Origin of the sequence: Candidatus Kaelpia aquatica (genome assembly GCA_030765335.1) — a bacterium.
GTDB classification, from domain to species: domain Bacteria; phylum Omnitrophota; class Gorgyraeia; order Kaelpiales; family Kaelpiaceae; genus Kaelpia; species Kaelpia aquatica.
On the sequence record JAVCCU010000043.1, the window covers coordinates 1 to 21,357 of the forward strand.

At 37.3% G+C, this 21,357-nt stretch carries 15 protein-coding genes and 1 tRNA gene; all 16 read right to left on the minus strand.

All coding sequences use genetic code 11. The features are described 5' to 3' along the window. On the minus strand, positions 1-407 hold a 407-nt coding region (locus P9X27_06710; GenBank protein MDP8254065.1), incomplete at its 3' end, for a hypothetical protein. A gap of 443 nt (positions 408-850) precedes the next feature. Then, positions 851-926: transfer RNA gene (locus P9X27_06715), tRNA-Asn, on the minus strand. 84 nt (positions 927-1,010) lie between these two features. Beyond that, a complete protein-coding gene (locus P9X27_06720; GenBank protein MDP8254066.1) occupies positions 1,011-3,050 on the minus strand; it encodes a hypothetical protein in 2,040 nt (679 codons plus the stop codon). Positions 3,051-3,109: 59 nt separating this feature from the next. After that, positions 3,110-3,325, minus strand: a complete 216-nt coding sequence (locus tag P9X27_06725) for a hypothetical protein (GenBank protein MDP8254067.1) — start codon at positions 3,323-3,325, stop codon at positions 3,110-3,112. Positions 3,326-3,729: 404 nt separating this feature from the next. Beyond that, on the minus strand, positions 3,730-4,137 hold the full coding sequence (locus P9X27_06730; protein MDP8254068.1) for a hypothetical protein: 408 nt from the start codon (positions 4,135-4,137) through the stop codon (positions 3,730-3,732). Next, positions 4,137-4,289: a hypothetical protein gene (locus tag P9X27_06735; protein MDP8254069.1), complete on the minus strand. Its 153-nt coding sequence runs from the start codon at positions 4,287-4,289 to the stop codon at positions 4,137-4,139. The genes P9X27_06730 and P9X27_06735 overlap by 1 nt, the downstream gene beginning before the upstream one ends. 138 nt (positions 4,290-4,427) lie before the next feature. After that, positions 4,428-5,825, minus strand: a complete 1,398-nt coding sequence (gene mnmE / locus P9X27_06740; GenBank protein ID MDP8254070.1) for a tRNA uridine-5-carboxymethylaminomethyl(34) synthesis GTPase MnmE — start codon at positions 5,823-5,825, stop codon at positions 4,428-4,430. Next, the gene (locus P9X27_06745; protein MDP8254071.1) at positions 5,803-7,167 is read right to left on the minus strand and encodes a folylpolyglutamate synthase/dihydrofolate synthase family protein; all 1,365 of its coding nucleotides are present in this window, start codon (positions 7,165-7,167) and stop codon (positions 5,803-5,805) included. The genes mnmE and P9X27_06745 overlap by 23 nt, the downstream gene beginning before the upstream one ends. Positions 7,168-7,180: 13 nt before the next feature. Beyond that, on the minus strand, positions 7,181-8,746 hold the full coding sequence (purH, locus tag P9X27_06750; protein ID MDP8254072.1) for a bifunctional phosphoribosylaminoimidazolecarboxamide formyltransferase/IMP cyclohydrolase: 1,566 nt from the start codon (positions 8,744-8,746) through the stop codon (positions 7,181-7,183). A 174-nt stretch (positions 8,747-8,920) separates the two neighbouring features. After that, positions 8,921-9,610 (minus strand): hypothetical protein, encoded by a 690-nt coding sequence (locus P9X27_06755; GenBank protein MDP8254073.1) that lies wholly within the window; start codon positions 9,608-9,610, stop codon positions 8,921-8,923. 156 nt (positions 9,611-9,766) lie between these two features. After that, entirely contained in the window at positions 9,767-12,286 is a 2,520-nt protein-coding gene (locus P9X27_06760) for a hypothetical protein (protein ID MDP8254074.1), read from the minus strand. Between the two features lie 143 nt (positions 12,287-12,429). After that, positions 12,430-14,352, minus strand: coding sequence for a hypothetical protein (locus P9X27_06765; GenBank protein ID MDP8254075.1), 1,923 nt, complete (start codon positions 14,350-14,352; stop codon positions 12,430-12,432). Positions 14,353-14,561: 209 nt separating this feature from the next. Then, positions 14,562-16,397, minus strand: a complete 1,836-nt coding sequence (locus tag P9X27_06770) for a UTP--glucose-1-phosphate uridylyltransferase (GenBank protein ID MDP8254076.1) — start codon at positions 16,395-16,397, stop codon at positions 14,562-14,564. A gap of 69 nt (positions 16,398-16,466) precedes the next feature. Further along, positions 16,467-17,948, minus strand: a complete 1,482-nt coding sequence (locus P9X27_06775; protein MDP8254077.1) for a hypothetical protein — start codon at positions 17,946-17,948, stop codon at positions 16,467-16,469. 15 nt (positions 17,949-17,963) lie between these two features. After that, on the minus strand, positions 17,964-19,475 hold the full coding sequence (locus tag P9X27_06780; protein ID MDP8254078.1) for an HD domain-containing protein: 1,512 nt from the start codon (positions 19,473-19,475) through the stop codon (positions 17,964-17,966). Positions 19,476-19,489: 14 nt separating this feature from the next. Continuing rightward, a partial coding sequence (locus P9X27_06785; GenBank protein ID MDP8254079.1) for a hypothetical protein occupies positions 19,490-21,357 on the minus strand: 1,868 nt, incomplete at its 5' end.

Sequence of the window (21,357 nt, forward strand, 5' to 3'; positions counted from 1 at the left end):
ACGATGCCTGCATCTGCTAATCCTGTAAGAGCATCGAATGTATCCCGGGGATCGAAACCTGCCTCAGCAGATAATCTGCCCAGTTCTATTACCTCAGAAAGATTATCTTCGGTTATGATGCCTGTTTCTGCTAATCCTTTAAGAGCATAGAATGTATCCCGGGGACTGAAACCTGCCTCAGCAGATGCTCTGCCCAGCTCTGCAAACAACTGTATATTCTTTTCTGAAGCCTGAAGATTGCCTTGCTGTAGATAATCGATATAACTTGCTCTATCTTCTGCCGATATCTCTATAGCTAAGCTGCCGTTTTTAACTCTACGGGCATAGGCATAATTAGAAATAAAAACAACAGAAATAATAAGAATAGAAGAAATCAATAAAATAAATTTAGCTCTACAATATTTCATTTTTATTTAATCAAATATAACCATTAATATAATAGTTTTATAAACTATATAATAAGTATACCACCATATTCCACTAATGACAAATTTCATACAAATTATTTTAAACAGAGATAAAGAGAGATAAATATTCAGAGAAATAGTCTCTATTTCATTTAATCAAAATTATTCTCTCTTTTATAGAGAGACGCTATCTAGATTATAATCCTATATATTTGATTAAATGGTTTTGATTAAATGATCGCCCTTTTAGAGATAAAGAGATACTTTAAGACTAATTATTTCCTGATTTGATTAAGAGAGAATTAAAATATTATTAACGGGAAGGACTCGAAAAATAACTACATTCCTAACTCTTTTAATACCAAGCAGATACAAGAATAACCTCTCCTAGATGAAGAGGCTATTCTTCCTAACTCCTTATATACCAATTACTTACAAAAACATGGCTCCTCGGCAAGGACTTGAACCTCGAACCTAGTGGTTAACAGCCACCCGCTCTACCAATTGAGCTACCGAGGAATCCATATTATTAAACAATAAGATTTTTAAGATAGTGCTATAAAATATAAACTTAATCTATATTTTTGTCAAGATAAACTGTTATTATGGTCCATTGATAGTTTCATACAACGAATGGTCTATGAACACAGAGACTATACTCATCCTATCTCTAACCATAGATTCTACTTCCTGAGGAAGAGAATCTATATAGTTATCAACAAGATAGACTTCGCTCTGCTGCAGTAATAAACAGAAAGCTGCCGCTAAGCTAGTTATCCTCCCAGCATGGGAAAGATTGTCAATATCAGAACCTGGAACTCTTATATCTCCACTCAAAAGTCTCTGGATATCCAATTCTTCATGGACCAATGAAAGATATTCTGCTAAAGCTTTCTCTTCACCCATCAACCCTATTGCTTCTGCTCTTAAAACTCTTCCTTCCGGGATTATTGTATTCTTTATACTACTTGCATTGATATCAGCACCAAAACCTATGTAGGAATTAACAATACTTGTGTTAGACAATATCGTCTCTTCATCTGTCATGCTCGCTGAAAACACGCTTCTCTCTGCGTAAACATCCTCTAAAACCCAACCACTCCCCACATATACTGCAGCTTTAAAATCAACATTATTAAGATAGGTACCGTTAGAGATGCGCATCAACCTTGTTAGGGTGATCTTACCATTAAGTGATACAGTATTAATACTGCCTAAATCATCCCCTAGGAATATATTTCTTAAATCTCTCCTATTAATCAACGTAAGAGACGTAGCATAGAGATGAGGTACGAAACTATCGCCAAAATCAATCTCATCATTCCTAAGCTCATCTCTTATCAAATGATCTAAACGTCTATTCAATATATATAATCCTTCATTCAAGAGATGATCTGGGATAGTTGTTATAAAGTGACCTGCTCTATCTTTAAAAGAATTGCCATATACATATATATTCCCAATAGTCTCTATCAATCCTGAGGTTAAGCTTAACTCTTCATCACCGTTTAAAGGAATAGAATATTCTCTTTTAGCTAATACCACAGCCTGCACACCTATAGCCGTATCATTATCTATAGGCCAAAGCCATGAACTTAGATCCGGTTGCTCTTGAGGAAATATAGAGAAATGATCAGACACCAGAGTAGTTAAATCCTCTGGCATGCTGATCTCTCTAACTAGATGGCGTATAAAACTGCTTTGGGGTAAGAACTCGCCTGCCTTACCATCTATATTGCCAATTGGAGTAAAAACCTCGCCAATAAATCTAGCCGCAGAGAGATAGAGCCTACCGCTATCATTAAGCATGCGATAAGCTTCTCTGACATGAAAACGCCCCATATCTTCATTTAACCTTATAAGCGTTTCACCCACATTGATATCATTAACGTAAAAAGATGCATCTCTATCGTCCAATCTAACCATAATATAATTTTCAACAAGATTTAAAAACTCTGAAAACACTGTAGATGAGGATATAAAATCGAAATAACCACCTTCAAACGGAAGCTGAGAAAGAGTAAGTCCATCCAATAGACCCAAGACATCATCTTTAGTAATTACTTCAGACTGCAGCAACTCCTCGAGTCTGCCTACTATCTCAAATACAGCTCCGCCTGTAGCATCAGATAAAACAAATTTAATCTTCGACCGCTCTTCTGCAGATAAATAGTTTTCTACAGCTTGCCATTCACCATCTTCTCTTACAAGATCAAAGTATCTGCCCTCTTCAGCAATAGCTGCTGTTGTTTTATACGCTATATCTAACAGATAAACCTCATCAAACATTTGAGTCAATTCTTTTATAGGAATATCTAAACAGCTTCCAGCACCTATGACAAGTACGCGCTTTGGTTCTCCTGAATTATGATCTTCTAAAGCAATCTCAGCAGCCTTTAGAATAAGATTGCGAGAATGGTTTAAGTGCCCCCCTCTTATTCTTATATATGCAGGGTTTCTTCTAATCTCTTCATCAACCCGACTAGCTGTCGTATTTTCAACAAAATCCAGATAACTATCTACTGGCAATACTCTCTCCCTGCGCATACTAGACAATGATTGAAAAAATATAGATGGATTAATTAAACTAATGCTAAAGACAATCAAAACAATTGAAGAGAGAAATATTTTTATTCTATTCATTGTCTGCCCCATCACCTCTTATTTATTATTATACTCTTTAAAATATTCAATTCAAGACTCTAAAAACCTAATTCTCTTCTAAGGTGGTCAAACACATGGTGAAGAAAGATACTAACAAAAAAAGAAAATATATGCGATGCATCCACTTTTTCAGAACCAATTCTCTCGCCAACAATGCTATAATAATGTTCTTCTTTAATACACCTGTCATAAGCAGAGCAAGAGACCAGAGGTATAGAACCCATCAAAACTATTGCCTTAGACATAGATCTCATAACTCAATCTCCTCTAAATAAAACAGAAGGAACAAGCCGATTAAAGGTGCCAATCCTTTCACCTGTATTGCTGTCATAAATCAGGACATAACCTTCTTTTACTAAAGAAATATCCTCAGCGCTCCAGGAAGACAAATCAAACTCCACCCCCTTAATACGACGAGCTTCACTCTCTGTTATGGAATACTGCTGCCAATATTAAAATACGGCTTTTATACCCCATATCAGTTACGACTTATTAAAAAATATCACAAAATTACTTTGATTTCCTCCGCCTGCCCCCAACTCTTTAAGGTTTTGCACCATTTTATATATCAAAATCACAAAGATAAACCGCCTAAATATGTAGCGTTATTGCTTCATATACTCTCTGAATTACTTTCTAAACATCCTTCTTAAGCAATTTATATACCTATAAGTTCAACTATCTCATCAAAACTGGATATCATACTCTCGATCCAAAGAGATATATTCTTTTTAGCCTCACCTAATGCAAATGAATTATCACCCTTATTTTCCATGCCTACAATTTCATCGCGTAGCTCAACGAATTTCTGATCAATAAAAATTTGAAGTCCGATAAGACTTTCTCTTATGCTTTCAACAATCTGTTGTGGTGTCTCTTGAGATTCTCCTTCTTCAATATTTGATATCCTCTCTGATATATTTCTTTCTAACTTAGTAAGTTTAGCATCTACCTGTTGACAACATTGAAGTAATGCATCTCTCCATCTCGGTGTAAGCTGGGTGTTGAAAGCTATTTCATTATGTATCGTCATAAGGCAGCTATCAAGAGCTTCTTCTTTAAACATTAAAAAGCTGAACCTACCTCAGCTAATACTTTTTTATCATCTGATTTTATACGCCTAAATAGAGCAATATCGCACGACTTTACAGCCGGTTTAACAACTGAAAAAGTAACAAAAACGCAAAATAACCCTAAAAAATATACTGCTTTTTTCATTGTAACCCCCTCCAACATTAAAAATTACAGATTAATATTTATTTCTACCCTCTTTATAAAGTATACCATTCAAATTTAATCAAGGCAAATGGTTAGGATTTTTAGTAGTGGAGAGATTATTCTGAAAAGACCAAAAACCTACTTTCCGATACAGAAACGGGAGAATATTGTCTCTAAGAGATCTTTAGTAACCTCAATTCCTAAAATAGAGGACAGAGAACCTAAGGATAATCTTAAATCCTCCGTAATTAATTCAAAATAAACATCTTGAGTCATAATACTATCAATTGCTCTATTAAGAGCCTCTAGGGCCTTTTTAACCCCCTCTAAATGCCGGATATTAGTTATGATTGGAGCTGATAGGTCTATACTCTCTTCTAAAAATAGCTTAAAGACACTCTTTCTAAGCTCATCGATTCCTAACTCCTTAATGGCAGAGATCTTAACTATATTATTATAATCTAACTTTCTAACAGTTGATAAATCTAGGCCGTCTTTTAAATCAATCTTATTTACAACTATAATTACATGCTTATCTTTAACTTTATCTAATATCAAGTGATCATCTTTAGATAGTTCCTGGGTTGAATCTAAAACTACTAAGACTAAATCAGCTCTCTCTATCTCATTGTTTGCTCTTCTTACACCCTCTCTCTCTATTAAATCATCTGTTTCAATTATACCTGCTGTATCTGCAACTCTTAATGGGATACCGTCTAGATCAATTACTTCCTCAACTACATCTCTGGTTGTCCCTGGAAGATGGTTCACAATCACTCTATTATGGCCTAAAAGAGCATTCATAAGAGAGGATTTACCGACATTGGGCCTACCCACTATAACACCCTTGATACCTTCACGCATAAGAGAGCCTTCTTTACCATGTTTGATTAAATCTTCCAGCTCTTTTTTTATGTTCTTGAGTTTTTTTAAAAGATCGCCTTTTTTACTCTCCTCTACTTCTTCCTCGGGAAAATCTAATATTGCCTCAAACTCAGATGCCACAAGGAGTAATTCCTCTCTTATCTTGAATATAACCTTAGACAATCCGCCATCAAGCTGTCTGGCTGATACTCTAAGATACTCCTCTGTCTTAGCATCTATTATATTCATTACCGCTTCAGCCTGAGAGAGATCAATTCTGCCATTAAGATAAGCACGGAGAGTGAATTCGCCTGGGGAGGCAGCGCGAGCCCCTCTATTTATGCAAAGATTTAAAATCTGACCTAGTACAACAACTCCCCCATGGCAGTTAATCTCAACTATATCTTCTCTTGTATATGTTTTTGGAGCCTTCATAACAGTAAGAAGCACTTCATCTATAAAATCATCTCTCTTAGAGTTATTATCTTTTATAAAACCATAGTGAATTGTATGAGACTTAAAGCTTTCTAGAGATTTATTGTTTTTCGAGATAAAGATACTAGAGGCTATATCTAATGCTTTAGCCCCGGATAGCCTAACTACTCCTATACCTGAACGGCCAAGAGGAGTAGATATTGCAGCTATTGTATCATCTGGTCTGTAATGCTCCATATTTAAACACCTCAAGAGCCTTGGAGACTAAAAAAATAGAACCTGCTATCAGGTACAATCTCTTTTTGTCAGATTTATTCAATATCTTACTCATAAAACATTCAAAATCATATTCAACGCTGTAATTAATCAAACCCAGTTCATTTGCTATATCTATAAGCTCTTCCTGATAGCTAAGCCTGCTGCTTAGAGCGCGGGTAAATATAATACTGCTTGAGAATTTTGATGCTTGATCGATTATTCCTCTCTTATCCTTATCTGAACTTATCGCAAGAATAGACACAATATCTCTATCTGGATATGACCTCTTTAATTCATCTCCCAACAGCTCTACGCTCTCTGGAGTATGAGCAGAATCAAGTATTATAACCGGGCTCTTCTTTATAAGCTGCATCCTGCCCGGCCAGCATATATCAGAGAGGGCCGACCTTATGCTTGGGAGAGATAAATTGGGATAATCTTCACTTAGAAGATGAGCTGCAGCAACAGACAGTGCAAGATTCTGATATTGAAAATGGCCCAGAAGATTTGTCTTCAGATTGATATATTTACTAGCTCCAAAAGATATAGAGAAGGATCTATCTTTCTCTTCTAGCTCTATATCCTCATCTATTACATGCAGCGGAACACTCTTCTTTCCGGCATTATCCTTGACTCTCCCAACCACTTGAGTCCACTTTTGAACACCTAGAACGCAAGGAATACCCTCTTTCAATATTCCACACTTTTCATCTGTTATCTGCGTTATCTCCTCTCCAAGTTTATCTGTGTGCTCAAAAACAATCTTAGTTATTATAGTTAAAATAGAATTCATTACATTTGTTGCATCAAGCCTGCCTCCTAAACCAACTTCAATAATGGCTAAATCCAGATTTTTATCTTTAAAATAAAGAAATGCAACTAAAGTATAGATCTCAAAAAATGTAGGCTTACCCCACCTAGAATCACTAGAAAACTCTTCAATTATAGGCTTTGCAATACTAACAACCCTGACCAGATCCTCTTCTGAGATAGTATCACCAAAACCTATCGGATCATCGGTCTTATTAGTTGAGACTCTGATTCTCTCTCTAAAGTTCAAGAGGTGAGGTGAAGTATAGAGCCCGACCTTATAACCTGACTCTTTAAATATCTGAAACAGAGATGCAGATACCGTACCTTTACCCTTGCTGCCTGCTACATGAACAGCTTTAAAGCTATCTTGAGGATTATTGAACTTTTCTAAGAGATCCTTCATTCTCTCTAGCTTAAGCTCTCTAGAATAATTATAACGAGAGACATTCTCAAGATTAAAAAATGATTTTAAATAATCTATTGCTTGGGTATAATCTTTAATATTCATAATAACTCTAGAATTAATGGCGGAAGTGACGTATCGAGGTAAATACCATAGCTAGACCTAACTCATCAGCCTTCTCTATTACTTCTTTATCTTTAATTGAACCCCCAGGCTGAATGATAGCGGTAATACCTGCTTCTTGAGCTATATCAATAGAGTCTGCCATAGGAAAAAACGCATCCGATGCTAAGACCGCCCCCCTGCTTCTATCTCCGGCTTTACGAATTGAGATTATAACCGAATCTACTCTTGATGCCTGCCCAGCCCCGATACCTACTGTCGCATATGTCTTATTGCTAAAATCTCTCACTAAAACTATGGCGTTGGATTTAACCTTAGCTACAACGCGCCAGGCAAAGAGGAGAGCATCTATCTCCAAGTCCTCGGGTATCTTCTTTGTAACTACCTTTAAATCATCTCTTTCTATATCTTTCGAATCTCTATCCTGAACTAAAAAACCACCCTGAACTCTTCTAAAATCAAGTAATGCAAAATCAATATCTTTAGAGAAAAAATCTGTTTCCATAATCCTGAGATTTTTCTTTTCACTCAATATAGATAATGCATCCTTACTATAACCTGGTGCAATAATACACTCCTTAAAGCCTGTCTCTATTATTGCCTCTGCAACCGTAAGGGTCACTTCTCTATTTAAACCTACAATGCCGCCAAATGCAGAGAGACTATCAGATTCATTGGCTCTTATGAACGCATCTTTGATATTAGAAGCAATGGCTAAACCACAAGGATTGTTATGTTTTATAACTACTGCGGCTGGCTCTTTAAAGCTAGCTATAGAGATTGAAGCTGCGTCTAAATCCAGCCAGTTATTAAAAGAGAGCTCTTTGCCTGATAGTTTCCTTACTCCTGCCAGCCCCTCTTCTCCGGCCATTTCATAAAGAGCGGCTCTTTGATGAGAGTTTTCTCCATACCTTAAATCAGACTTCTTCTTTAAATTGATTGAAATATTATTGATTAATCCTTCTTCTTCACCTATAACTCTCCCTAAATAGGAGCTTATTGACTTATCATATAAAGCCATAGTACTGAAAACATCTTTAGCAAATTTAAGAGCTAGTTCTTCTGATACTACTCCTTTTTTATCTAGCTCCTCAACCAGATCTTTATATTGATCGACATTAGAGAGAGTGACTACATGCTTATAGTTCTTGGCTGCTGCCCTTATCATGGTAGGTCCACCGATATCTATAAACTCTATTGCTTGATTTAACTCTAAATCTTCCTTTTGAGTAACTTCCTGGAATGGATAAAGGTTTACTACAACAAGGTCTATTCTTTTTATCTTAAATTCATCCAGTTTAGCTATATCATCTTTATTGTCCCGTCTGGCTAATATTCCTGCATGAATCTTTGGGTGAAGCGTCTTAACGCGCCCATCCATCATCTCAGGAAACTGAGTATAATCTTCAACAGTAGTTACAGGGATATTATTGTTTTTAAGCAGTTTGGCTGTACCGCCAGTTGAGAGTATCTCTATATTACGATCAATAAGAGCTTTGGCTAAATCCAAGATACCATCTTTCTTATAGACACTTATAAGCGCTCTTTTAATCTCAATCATTGAAACCTCCGTCTATTAACGCCCTAAAAAATCACACCTAGATTATAAATGAGAAGCGGATTATATTCCAGAATCTTATTATAAGCACTATTTAAACGGGTGCAATGGTTAATTCTTATTTTAATAAGAAATGCCCCGCAAAATAAACGGGGCATAGCCTGCTATCTTTCTATATTATTGAGTAATATCTTCTTTTTTTCTTACTTTATCACGCCATTCTTCAAGCATTCTTGATGCTGTCTCTCTACCTCCCAAACCAAATGCAAGGCCAATTGCAAGGCCAATACTAGCAAGTGAAACCTGCAGTGCAAAAGATAGTATGCCAGCTTGAATCCTAAGCTGCTGAAGTGAGATAACTAGGGCAAAAAGAATCACAACACCTCTTGTTAAGTTACCCAAGAAATGTGCTTCCCGAACTCCAATTCCTCTCATCGCAGTCTTTACTAACCCTGATAAGAAAGATGCAAGATACATCCCAACAACAACAACGAATATAGCTGCTATTACATTGGGGATGTAGAAGATAATCTTATCCATAAGCTGGGCAAGCACATTAAGCTTTAAAATGTTTAGAGCTGAGATAAGTACAAGTAGCATTACAAACCAGTAAAGGAGTACGCTTAAGAGCTGTGAGAAAGTCTGCTTTATTCCGCCTTTACTTAGGAGATTTGATAATCCGGACTTATCAGATAACATATCAAGTTTAAGCCAGGAGAAAACCTTGGATGTAATTTTCTGTATCGCTTTGGCAACAAACCAGCCAATAACAAAAACTGCTACTGCGCTTATAAGGGTGGGTAAAAAGTTAACTGCACGGGTAAATATGCCGCTTACCGGATCCCAGAGTATTCCTTTCCAATCCATGCGCTCACCTCCTAGTGGGCCCTTCCGAGCTTGGACAAATTATCCCCAATCCTGAGGGTTACTCTCTAGTATTTATTGTAGGTATATAGAAATAAAGCGTCAAGAGAAATCAAGAACAATCGGGGTGATAACAATGAAAGATTTCTATAAAACTTTCTATCCGCCTAAATATTCTGTACGGAATATTACCATAACTCTCTCAATAACATCCCTTATCATCTCGAGGTCTTTACCATTTCTAACCTCAAATATAACACTAGGTGTTCCACCGAGAGCCATTCTAGCAACATTAGATATTCCGTAGACATAGGTTGCATCATCAACAGTAGCAACACTATCTATCTGTTGGGTTCCAAGTCCCTCGCCATAAGCATTTGTATAGACAATAGCAATGTTAAAAATGCTCTCAGGATGAGACATAATGGCCTCTATACCTTGATGAGCAACTCCAGGAAGTCCAAGCAAAGGACAGGTGATATTTTTATCAGATACAGCATTAACCATAATCTGAGAGATCGCTTTAATAAGAGGGTTCTCTGAATCAACCTCCATATATGTCAATGAGAGTTGCTCTAAAGTATCTTTTCTATCTTGATACATAGCTCCTAGATAAGTTGCTATCTGGGTAGCTAAATCACCTTCTAAATTTATCTGACTACCATCTTCTACTGCAACTGATATTCTAACACCTTCAACATCTTGTAAAACAACCTGCTGGCTTAAAGATGGTACTGCAGTATCGGGTGTCAACTGCCCTAAAGAAGAACCTATATTAGAACTACTAAGCGCAAAATTTATCTCACTCCCCGGGCTACCACCTGCCTCACCAACATCTGCCCCCATAACAGATCTTGATATAGATCCAACCAATGCTTGAGTAACAACATCGTCCGTAATACCTAATTCTGTAGATAAAGAAGTTAGAGCGTCTGTTAAAGGAGCAATGTCTGTGCTTACTGAAGAAACTCTATTAATATTTCTAGCACTAATAGCACTCTCTGCTTTATCATGAGCAATCTCTTGCTGTTCATTTATTTTATTAACAACATCCTCAAAGCTCATTCTAACATCATTATCTCCACCCTCTCTTCTCTCTGCTAATATTTCAAACATAGCTGATGTTATCTCACGTACAAATTTAACTGCTGGATTAGAGTTAGCATCCTGATTGGTTATGTAGGTATAATAGACAACCATATCCTGCAAAAGAGCGCTTGTTCTAGCATGAACACTTAGGTTGTTGTCTAGCTCTTCGCTCATATTAACTGAGATAGCAATACAGGGGATTCCTTTTGCTCTTAACTCTTCGACATAAGCCAAACTATCTTTATAACTATCCAAGCTACTATCTAAGATAAATATCGGAAGTTGAGTATCTGAAGCATTATTGAAAACTGCTTCATAGATAGATCTATCGCTAGCTAAATCATAACTAACTAAAATATTATTATTAGAACCACCTGCTATATTCTTGTTTCCACCTTCATTAAGTAGCTGAAATGCCTTAGTTGCAGTCTTTGCCAAACTTGAATCAAAAACCACAGAAAATTTGTTCCTGCCTGATGCTCTATGCCTAAATAAAAATTCAGCTAAATTTATAGCTATGTTTGTATCTAAACCATAATCAAGCTCACTATTAGCATTATAGAGAGCTTCGCAATACTCTTCTAAATGAGAGATGCCCTGATTTATATCGCTCAGTCCAGCATTTAAAGCAACAAATAGAGGAGCATAGACCATGAGAGTCTTTCTATTCATCTGCCTACCACCAATATCTCCGGGAGTATTATCTATTATTAATACATTTGCTCCATCTTCATTAGATAAGGCAACAGCTGCATCTTTTAAAGCACCTTTATTGGCAACAACTATCCTATTTTGGAATCTATCACGTGTACGACTAAATAAATCGACTACCTCTTTTGTCCCACCACTCCTTGACATCTCAAATACAATGGTATTTTCATTTGTAGCCCCATTAGGAATAATATCTAATTGACCAGGATTATTAACAACTATCCATTTAAAGTCTACGCCTTGAGAAACAAAATAAGCATTTACTGCCTCAGAGAGTTGGTGAGAGTACATCTCATTAGCTCCAATACCAAAAGAAAGAACATACTTTATCTTCATTAGATCTAACTTTGAAAGAAAATCATATACTGTATTAACTATATCAGATAAATCAGGACTAGCTTGAGTTCTTATATCAGAGAGCCCTAGGAAACGTCCCACAAAAGCACCCATATCATCTCTAAATACAAAAGGAACCGTTGATGCTAATCTGGATTTTAAACTAAGAAAGTCTGAAATGGGCTGACCTTGATTACCATTAATACCGCCTTCACTAACATAACCATCAGAAGCAACAGCTACATCTAGTTCCTGAGAATCAAATTCTGAAGGATTAATATCCTTAGCTGTCCTTACTCTATAATCAGCAGCAATCGTACTAAAGAAACCAATCCCATCTAATATAGACAAAACTTGCTCTACATCTTGATTAGATACTTTAGACAGTTCGCTTACAAAAGCAACTGGATCTGTTGAAGTTTTAACTATCTGCACTACTCTAGGTGTATCTTTAATGCCTAGCATATCCATTATATATTTAACTTCAACTGCTAAGCTCTCCGAGTTGATACTAGGGATCTCTTTAGATCTTCTTAAAGACATTGATTCTCCTTTCAAATAACAGTTTACAGCTATTGACCTTGTTTCAGATAAAATACCACAAACCAGCAATAATAAGAAAGTTAAAATTAGACCCCTCTTAAGAAGACCTACCATTATATCCCCCTTATTAACATTAAAACTTATTATGGATTCATCAATGCAAGCTGCTGGACAACATAACCTTTTATAGCATTTAATATGCTTGTAACATCGCCTTTGGTATCAACATATATCCTCATTATCGGCTCTGTACCAGACTCTCTAAAAAGTATAGTGCTACCATCTTCTAATGATATCATTACTCCATCTTTTACACCGAGAATTCCATCTTGAACACCAACAACCTTAAACTCACCTAACATCTCTGGTGGGTTGTTAGCTATACCTCTAACTATCTGTCCACGCTGACTCATACCTTCAGGGCCTTCAAATCTACTATTATCTACCGCATCATCAATCTCTCCATACTTTGCTCTTATATTCTCTAACTGCTTAAGAACTACAGAACCTTCCTCCGGAACTGCTACAACAAGCCTGTCGCCATCAGCATCATTAGCGAGAATTGCAAAGGCATCACTACCTGGATTAAGTTGACTATTCCAATACGCTATAGCCTCAGCAAATAAAGCAGCTGTCAAGGTTCCATCTTTCTCTAGAGAATGTGCAAGGAGTGCCCCCCCGTCACTCTCTTCAAATCCAGCTATTATTGAAGGGTCGCTCTCGGCTAAACCTCCAATCCATTTAAACCCAACTGGCGTCACTATAACCTCTATATCTGTACCATTTTCTTTATTAAATCCTTCTACCACAGCATCTATTAAGCTAGTTGTAGCCCATGATCTGACTATCTTCTTGCCATTTAAATCAACACCCTCTTCTAGCATGCGATTTAATAGATATTCAACTGTTAAAACCCAGGTCTCATTACCTGTCAACTGTCTCCATTCAACATCTTCTCCAATAATGCTGTTTGCCATCTCTATTGCTGGATCAAAAGCACCCTCAACCGTTGGATTTGGTGCAGAAAGACCTGTGAATTTAGGATCTAAATTGCCACGCACTACTACAACATCAAAGCCTAAAGTCCTCAATGCATCAGGAGTAGTATCTCTAGCTGTTCCATTCAAAGGAAGAGCTATACATTCGACGCTATCTCGGTCTTCATCAGTTAACCTGTTATCACGAACTAGCCCAGTAACGCTAGCCATATACTCTTCATTCTCAGCCTCTCCTAGCCCTGTAATTAAACCCCGCTCCTGAGCTTGAGCATAATCCATTGTTTTAACAGAAGATAATTCTATATTAGGAAAATTATCTGATATCGCTTGGCCATCTTCTGGTAATAACTGACCACCATAGGCAGCGCTTAACTTAATGCCGTTATTACCAACCGGGTTATGGCTTGCTGTAATCATCATCCCGCCTAAACCATTAAGCGTTGGAACTATATGAGCGAACCAACCAATAGGTCTATCTTCAGTTGCAATCGCAACACTAATTCCATTGGCAGCTAAAATACTGACTGCTTCTTGAGCAAATTCCATAGAACCTTCCCTTGTATCATAAGAGATAATATATGGTCGAGACTCTAAGTCTTCTGCACTGAAATTATTCTTTAAGTCATCTGCAACAGCCTGAGCAACACGTCTAAGGGCATAGATATTTATCCTGTTGGTTCCTACACCCATCTTTCCTCTCATACCAGCCGTTCCAAATTTAACATTGGTATAGAATGCGTCTCTCAACTCTTCCCAATTGCCACTATCGACAAGCGCTTTAATCTCTTGCCAAGAATCCCCGTATTCAGAACCCATCCATTTTAAAATATTGTTATAAGTATTTAGGCCTCTTGGATCAAGACTACTATTAAGATTCCCTTCATGCACAGCGCGAGTTAAAGATTCACCCAACCGCTCTATCTCAGCACCCCTTTTTACTCTTCTGGAAATAAAGCCTGGTGAATCATTAACAATATAGTAATTAAAATTTTCGGAAATAATCGTAATACTGATAACAATACAGGACGATAAGAAAATGTCCCTGAAAACACTACTTACTTTAGTCATATTTAATCCCCCTATCTTTGATTATATGCCTACTGTATTTATACCATATTAAACCATGCAATATCAAGAAACTGCATATATTAATTATGTTACACTATCAATGTGAATATGGATTAATAACGATTTAAATTAAAAAACATAATATTGGATTATAGGTTACTCTCAATGGCTACCTTTCTGGAATCAGGCTTTTAAGAATTTTGAGCCGATTAGAAACTTATTCTTCCATTGCTATCTATGTTAAGACTTATATTATCCAGAATCAACCTATTATCTGCTGCAATAAGGCTTGAAATCTGAGATATAGCCTCTTCGCTAGATAAATCAAAGACACCTTCAAATGCACTTATAATTTCAACTCTACCTCTAATATCAGCTGCCGGCATCCTTACTCTTCCCTGAACAATAAAAGAACTTGCTTCAGAAAGATCGACAGATGAGAAATGATCCATAAGAACGCTTAGGTCTTCATACCCAGAGTCAGAGAGTGATATTTGAGGCAATGGCCTACTGGGATCTTCTTTTATCAACCCATGGCTTTCACTATCAACGCTAAAAACACCTCTCTCCGGCTGCAAGAACCAGACATCTACTGCCGCTTTTACTGGGGTGAAGAAATCGGTCCTTGCTTCTTCTTCAACATTTAATATGGAAACCAATCTGGTTATTCCATGTTTTTCCATCAACGCTCTTACTTCCTGGTTATCTGTAGTTGCAAGATACTTTCCAAAATTTAAAACAACAGAACCTATCGCTCCTTCTAACTGAATAAACTCCTTACCATCTTGAGATTTTGTATTTTGAATAAGAGTCGGGAATACCACACGATTAAACTCATCATCTCCCAAAACACCTTTTAGCTCTTTTAAGAAAGGTGATAACAAACCTACATTAAATAAAAACATATTAGTATTAAAATATTGGGCTCCAAGCTCTCCTTCAGTAAGACCCATAGCTTGGAATTGTTCTCCCTGCTCAACTTTATCTGCCTGTTTAATTTCTAAAAGATCAGTATAAGTTCTACCATCTGGAAGAGTTACAATTCCTATGATTCCACCCTTAGTGTCAAGGCTTGTCCTTGTTGTTGAAATCATTGCAATGGGTATATTCTCCTCAACCATCCACCCAATCATAGCCTGATCAGGACTATTATTAAGTCCATCATTATTGTATATTGCAGCTACAGCCTGATCTTGACCTTCCCAATTAAGTATATTCTGTAATATCCATAAACCCCAATGTCCATGACCACCAGGAGCACGCCTCTCCATAGAGAGTACACCTGTTGTGGTATCTACGGTGGGGAATAATTGCTGAACAGCTACTTCAAGATCCATTCCTAATTCATTAAATATATCACGATATGTCCTCTTACTATCTTGAGCTATAGAATCATCTACACGATCTAAGAGATATGTAGAATCCATTAATGCACTTATGGATTCTTCTGATTCAGTAGATACTAATTCAAAATAACCTACTTCCCCAATTCTGTCTTCTTTTACCCACCTTATCGCATTAAGTAGTTTTATCTCAGCTACAGAGACCATTATTGTTTGATCATTGATCTCAATAGGAAAGAAAATATCTATAGATTTTGCCCCTAACTCTTCTCTGCCGCTTATCTGTTTAAGATAATCTAACCTTTGAAGACTACTACCTATGCCACCATCCATAGGTGCTAACCATAAGACTATATCTCCACAGGAAGAATCACCATACCTGCTCTGCAATACCGCATAGTCTACTACGCCCATTAAACTGACCCTCTGCTCTTGAGTCAACATGGCAGAAGGAACAAAAGTATCTCCTATTCTTAAAACAACTTCTTCTCCACTATCGCTACTAGATTCATACTGAGATAACAAACCCATAAAATAAAACTGGTCTGAAGCAGGCATGCTCTGTACAAATTGGCGAGCTGCAAATCCACGAGAACGCCTTAAAGAAGAATAATTTTCAGAGACAGATAATGAAATATTGAATGATGATGATAATAGTAATAAAACAGTTAGACATAACCACGCTTTTCTATTCCCAAGCATAATCTAATCCCTCCTTGCTTGCTATAATTATACCATACATTTTAAGTTAAACCAAAAAACACGCAACTATTATTCTCTAATTAATAAGATTGCAGCTTGAACATTGCCACCGCGCAAGCTATTCGGACGAGCAAGAAAATCACCCCCCAGCCACAACATAGCATCTGCACCATTATCAATAACAATAGCATGGGTAATCGGGTCATTTTTAAATTCAGGCATCTGCGCAATCCATTCTGTTATACCCTTAACCGTACCTCCGCACCAGCCTGAACTACCGGAAACAACAATAGATACCACTCTACCGCTTTCTGTAACTGCTTCAATATGATGTGGATATACACCTTCAAGGAACTTTATAGTCAAAGTATCATCTGCTACTATAAAATCTCCCGGCTCCTTCACAGAAGAAGCATCTACAACTTCTCTATAGCCCATCTCTAATACAACGCCGTTTACTTCTTTTGTTTGACTTAAAGCATCTCTGACAGTTTCGTGTTTTAATTGAATCCTAATCTGATTTGGAGTTAAAAAGAAATCACCCGGGTTACTGACATTATCAATAGAGCTCTGCTCTAAATACCCTCTATCAGAAAGAGATTTCCTTAATGACTCAATCTGAACAACATTTAAATCAAGCCCATCATATTTGACTAAAAGATCAATCTCAATCACCTCTCCATTCAAAGCTTTTTGGATAAACATACCTTCCTTCTCAAACATCTGGTCAAACCCTAAATACATACCACCGCCCCAGATATCATCCATGGGAAATATAATAGCACTCTTTAATACCTGACGGAGGTCCGAAAACTGCTCATAATGGTCAACGACATCAACAATCTCTCCTTCCCATATTAACCGTTGCCCAAAAAAAGCATACTCAACATCTTCGGTTATATCTATATCTTGCTCTTGATCGATTATTCGAACATCCTCTCCGATAGAATCATAACTAAGATTTCGCATTGTAACACTACCATCTTTATAAACAACTAGTGAAGAATATACTCTTTCGGAAACCCTCTCTATTTCCTCCTCAGAACATATCAATTCCCCTTCCGCATATGCAAGAAACCAGTCATTCCATCCAATATTTCCGGCCCCTGTTAAGCCTACTACTTGTTGTCCGGTCTTTGATTCAAAACGTACTATATGTTCATCTGGTGCAATTCTCAGATCAATAGCCGCCCCCGAACCAGACAATGTCTCTCCAGATACAACATTATCTAATTGAAAAGAGTTTAAGGAAAAATCAACCGTATGGGTTCTATACTTTCCTGATGTTATCTCTTCCTCAACATGCAGCACCATTTGCACTATTCCTTCAGCAGGGTCAAATATCATCCAGTGAATTTCTGTTTCATCAGCTCCTACGGACGCTCTTGCAGAACCATATATAACACCTTCCGGAGATGTCCAAACAACCTGAACTCGTCTAAGCTCAAGACCAACATGCTCAGATACCTGAATTAAAAAAGGAGAGCTAACAAATGTCCAGAGTAACGCTAGTAAAAGAACTGTCCTTTTATAAATCCCCCTCTTTAACACAACTCCTCCATTTTATTAAACTAAAACATATTCCGGATTTTCTTTTCTCAGGAAAGACATACCTCTTGAAACAGGTAAATTATTCGTATCTATTATTAAAATCCCATTTTCTCTCTCAAACCTCATTTGTATCCCAAATAACTCAAACATTTCTCCATTTTGCAATTTTTGACTCAAAAATACCTCTTCTTGTTCCACTGTATTTCTTATCTGCTCTATAGAAATATTATCAAAAATTACATCTACTTCTTCACCTCTTCTATCCGAAGTATTTATAATAGAATTTATTCCATTATCGCTTAATCTCACGACTTGGGCATTTAAATAAAGCCATTTGATAACGTTTTGAGGATTCATACCTCTCAATAAAAATGTAGTATAATTAAATTTCATCTCGCGCATAAATGTGTCAAAAAAATCCACTTTCTCCTGCTCGGTTATTTCATTCTGATATATTTCATTAATTACACTAGGAATATGGCTGGCTATCTCATCCTGATTTAATTCACCTTTAGCATTCCTTACGGCCACAGGACCTCCTAACAATCCGGAAATCCTTACATTGTGATATATCTCAGCTAATTGTACAAGATTCTCCAAATCAGCTAAATATAGCTTCTCCTCCAATTGCCTGTTTGCAGTCCAGCCAGACCCAAGAGCAGCAGTATCTACTACATTAAGAACGAGTAACATCTTTAAAAATTTGTTTTTATCATTAACGCCTTTTTCTTCCAAATAAGAAATTATATTTTTCGGAGATTTTTCTCCTAAAGTAATCTCACCTAAAACCCCATGAAGAAATATAAGATCTAAGATATCTGCTCTTTTTTCTTCCTCTACCCCAAGCTCTTCTAACAAATCGCCTGCTAATTTTACACCATCTGTATAATGGTCAGCGAATAAAACTTTACCATAGTCATGTAGTGCTGCTGCTATCCATATAACCTCTTTATCTGCAGCATTTTCCATCAAAGAGCTGTATATGGCTGCTACCTTATCAAAATTTGTTCTGTCTAAGTCCGACTCTCCACTAAGCATTCTTTGGTTAAGATAATCATAATTACCTTCCTCTAACATCTGCAAACACCGAATGACTTCCTGGCAATGAGTGGCTAAATCCATAAATGTACCGTCTTCTAATTTAGATGCAAAGCCACCCTTAATTTCTTTTAATGCAGGTAGAATAGAAATCCGGCTAAAAAAGTTAGATACATCCTGAATTGTTGCTTCTCCGGTCCCTATTCTTTCCTGTAAACTACCAAAATCAGCTCTTATGCTTTCATTTATTAACTCGTGCAAAGAATAGACCAGACCTTCTATTTTTGTGACAAGTTCCGTTTTCTCACTTATTTCTGTAGCATCATTTACTTGCTGAAGCAAGCTTTCAATTTTCTCTATATATAACTCACGCTGGGTATTCTGAACTCTGCGGCAGGAAGAATTTTGACTAGAAGAACTAGAGACAAAATTACAGGGGTAGAGATAACAGCTCAGCAGTAAAATGAGGGATGAAAAAAGCAGCCTCATGTCTCACCTCCTCCTTAGTGTGGAAGCCCCATTAAAAGATCATTGAGATGCTGAATTTGCTCAGCTAAAGTTATGTCCGGATTACTTTGTTCGTATGAGAGCTGCGGCCCGACAATCTGATCTGAGAATTCAATCACTTTATAAAATTCTTGTTCTATGTTATCGTGAATTCCATCCAGATACATTGAATAAATAATTCTTCTTACATACTCTCTGGCATCCTGCTCTGTCAGATCAACCCCTATTAAGGTTGTATCTACTCTCATAACTGCCTCGGTAAATTCAGAAATTTTATCTTCCAGTCCACATGCAGTAATAGCAGTATCGGCTCTTCTTAGAATCTCTGCGTCCCGTTCTGTTCTTATCTCAGCTACAAAACTATTGTATAGTACAGCTGCCTCTGATTCTTCTTCATTATAACTCTGAGCAGCCATACTCAAAGGGTCTCCTCCGAAACAGGTCCTAACCGCATCTTTTTCCTGATTGCTTAAGGTCTCCCAGGGTGCAACATCTAACTCTGCCATAGCCTTGACAAATAACGGCATGGCTTTTTCTCCCTTAAGAGCTGTTAAAGCCTTATTAAGATCTTTATATTCAGGGTTAGACGATGTTACATTATCCAACGCTGTCCTATAAACATCATAACCTTCGGAAGACTTTGCCTGCTGAATAACAATCTGGGCTATGGTATCAAAGAAGGCTGTCTTTTTGGCTTCTTCGGTTCCAAATACTTCTGTCAGCCCCTGCTGCTCTCTCTCTGTAAGCATAGACCAGACGTCATCCATAAAAACAGATTCCTCTTCTCCGACTTGATATTCACTAGGTACGCGATTGTATTCTGTCTCATAAACAATCCTTTTTTTATTCCACCCGCTTGCTAACTGCACAAGGCGATTTTCAAGTCCATTGGGATAGTCGACTGTTTGAATAGTATCTAAAACCTTAGCATAATTATCATCCATAGCTCTAACAGCAGTAATTGCTTCCTGAATACCTTCAGCTGGACGCCCCATCGTATGCGCAAGGAAAGGACTAGCAATTAAAGAGCCGAGGAGCAGTGAACCAAACGCTATTGGCCATATTGAAGGGCTAAAAACGCCCATTGTAAGAGCAGCAGCACTGCCAATAATCCAGCTCTTTTTCAATCGCCCTATCATCTGCTGATTAGTTCTGCCTGCTGCTGCCTGACCATAAACATTCCACTCTATCTTCTGACCTCTAAACGCTCCATAAAAATTTTTGATCGCCAGAGGAGTTCTTTCAACTATATTCATCAAAAGGGATTGGCTTCTCGTCATATCCGATAAAGCCACATTCGTACCTACAATACCCGCTTTAGGCTGATGGAACATATAATACAAGCTACCCATTGTAAGAGCAAAGTGAGAAAGCATTAACGGAACGCTTTCTATAGCAACTGTCACAGTAGGTAAAAACTCAGAAATCCACCAGGTAGCTATGAAGGCCGGCAAAGCCGTATCAAGGCTAAGCCCTACTACGTTCATAAACATATGCCATTTAAGATGCCCTGGTATCGGCTGCTTCATCCACTGACCTTCTTGATTTAAAGAACCAAGAGTACAATTAAACAAAAAGTTATATATGTCTCCCTGGTCCCAGCGAACCTGCCGAGCAGTATCTTGTAAAAAATCGTCAACAGTACCTTCTAAAAGGTGAAGCAACGTCTGAGGCAAGTCCACTTCTCCATCAATCTGCGGAGGATTAGCTGAACGCATATACTCTAACAATGCATCGGTATCCGTACGTGAGAATCCAAGATTGAGAAGCGATGCCACAATAATATCTTCACTTAGCTCATTCCTATTAGCTAAATCTCTCTGCAAAACCTCTGCGACTTCCATATTTTCAACCAATTTTCCAA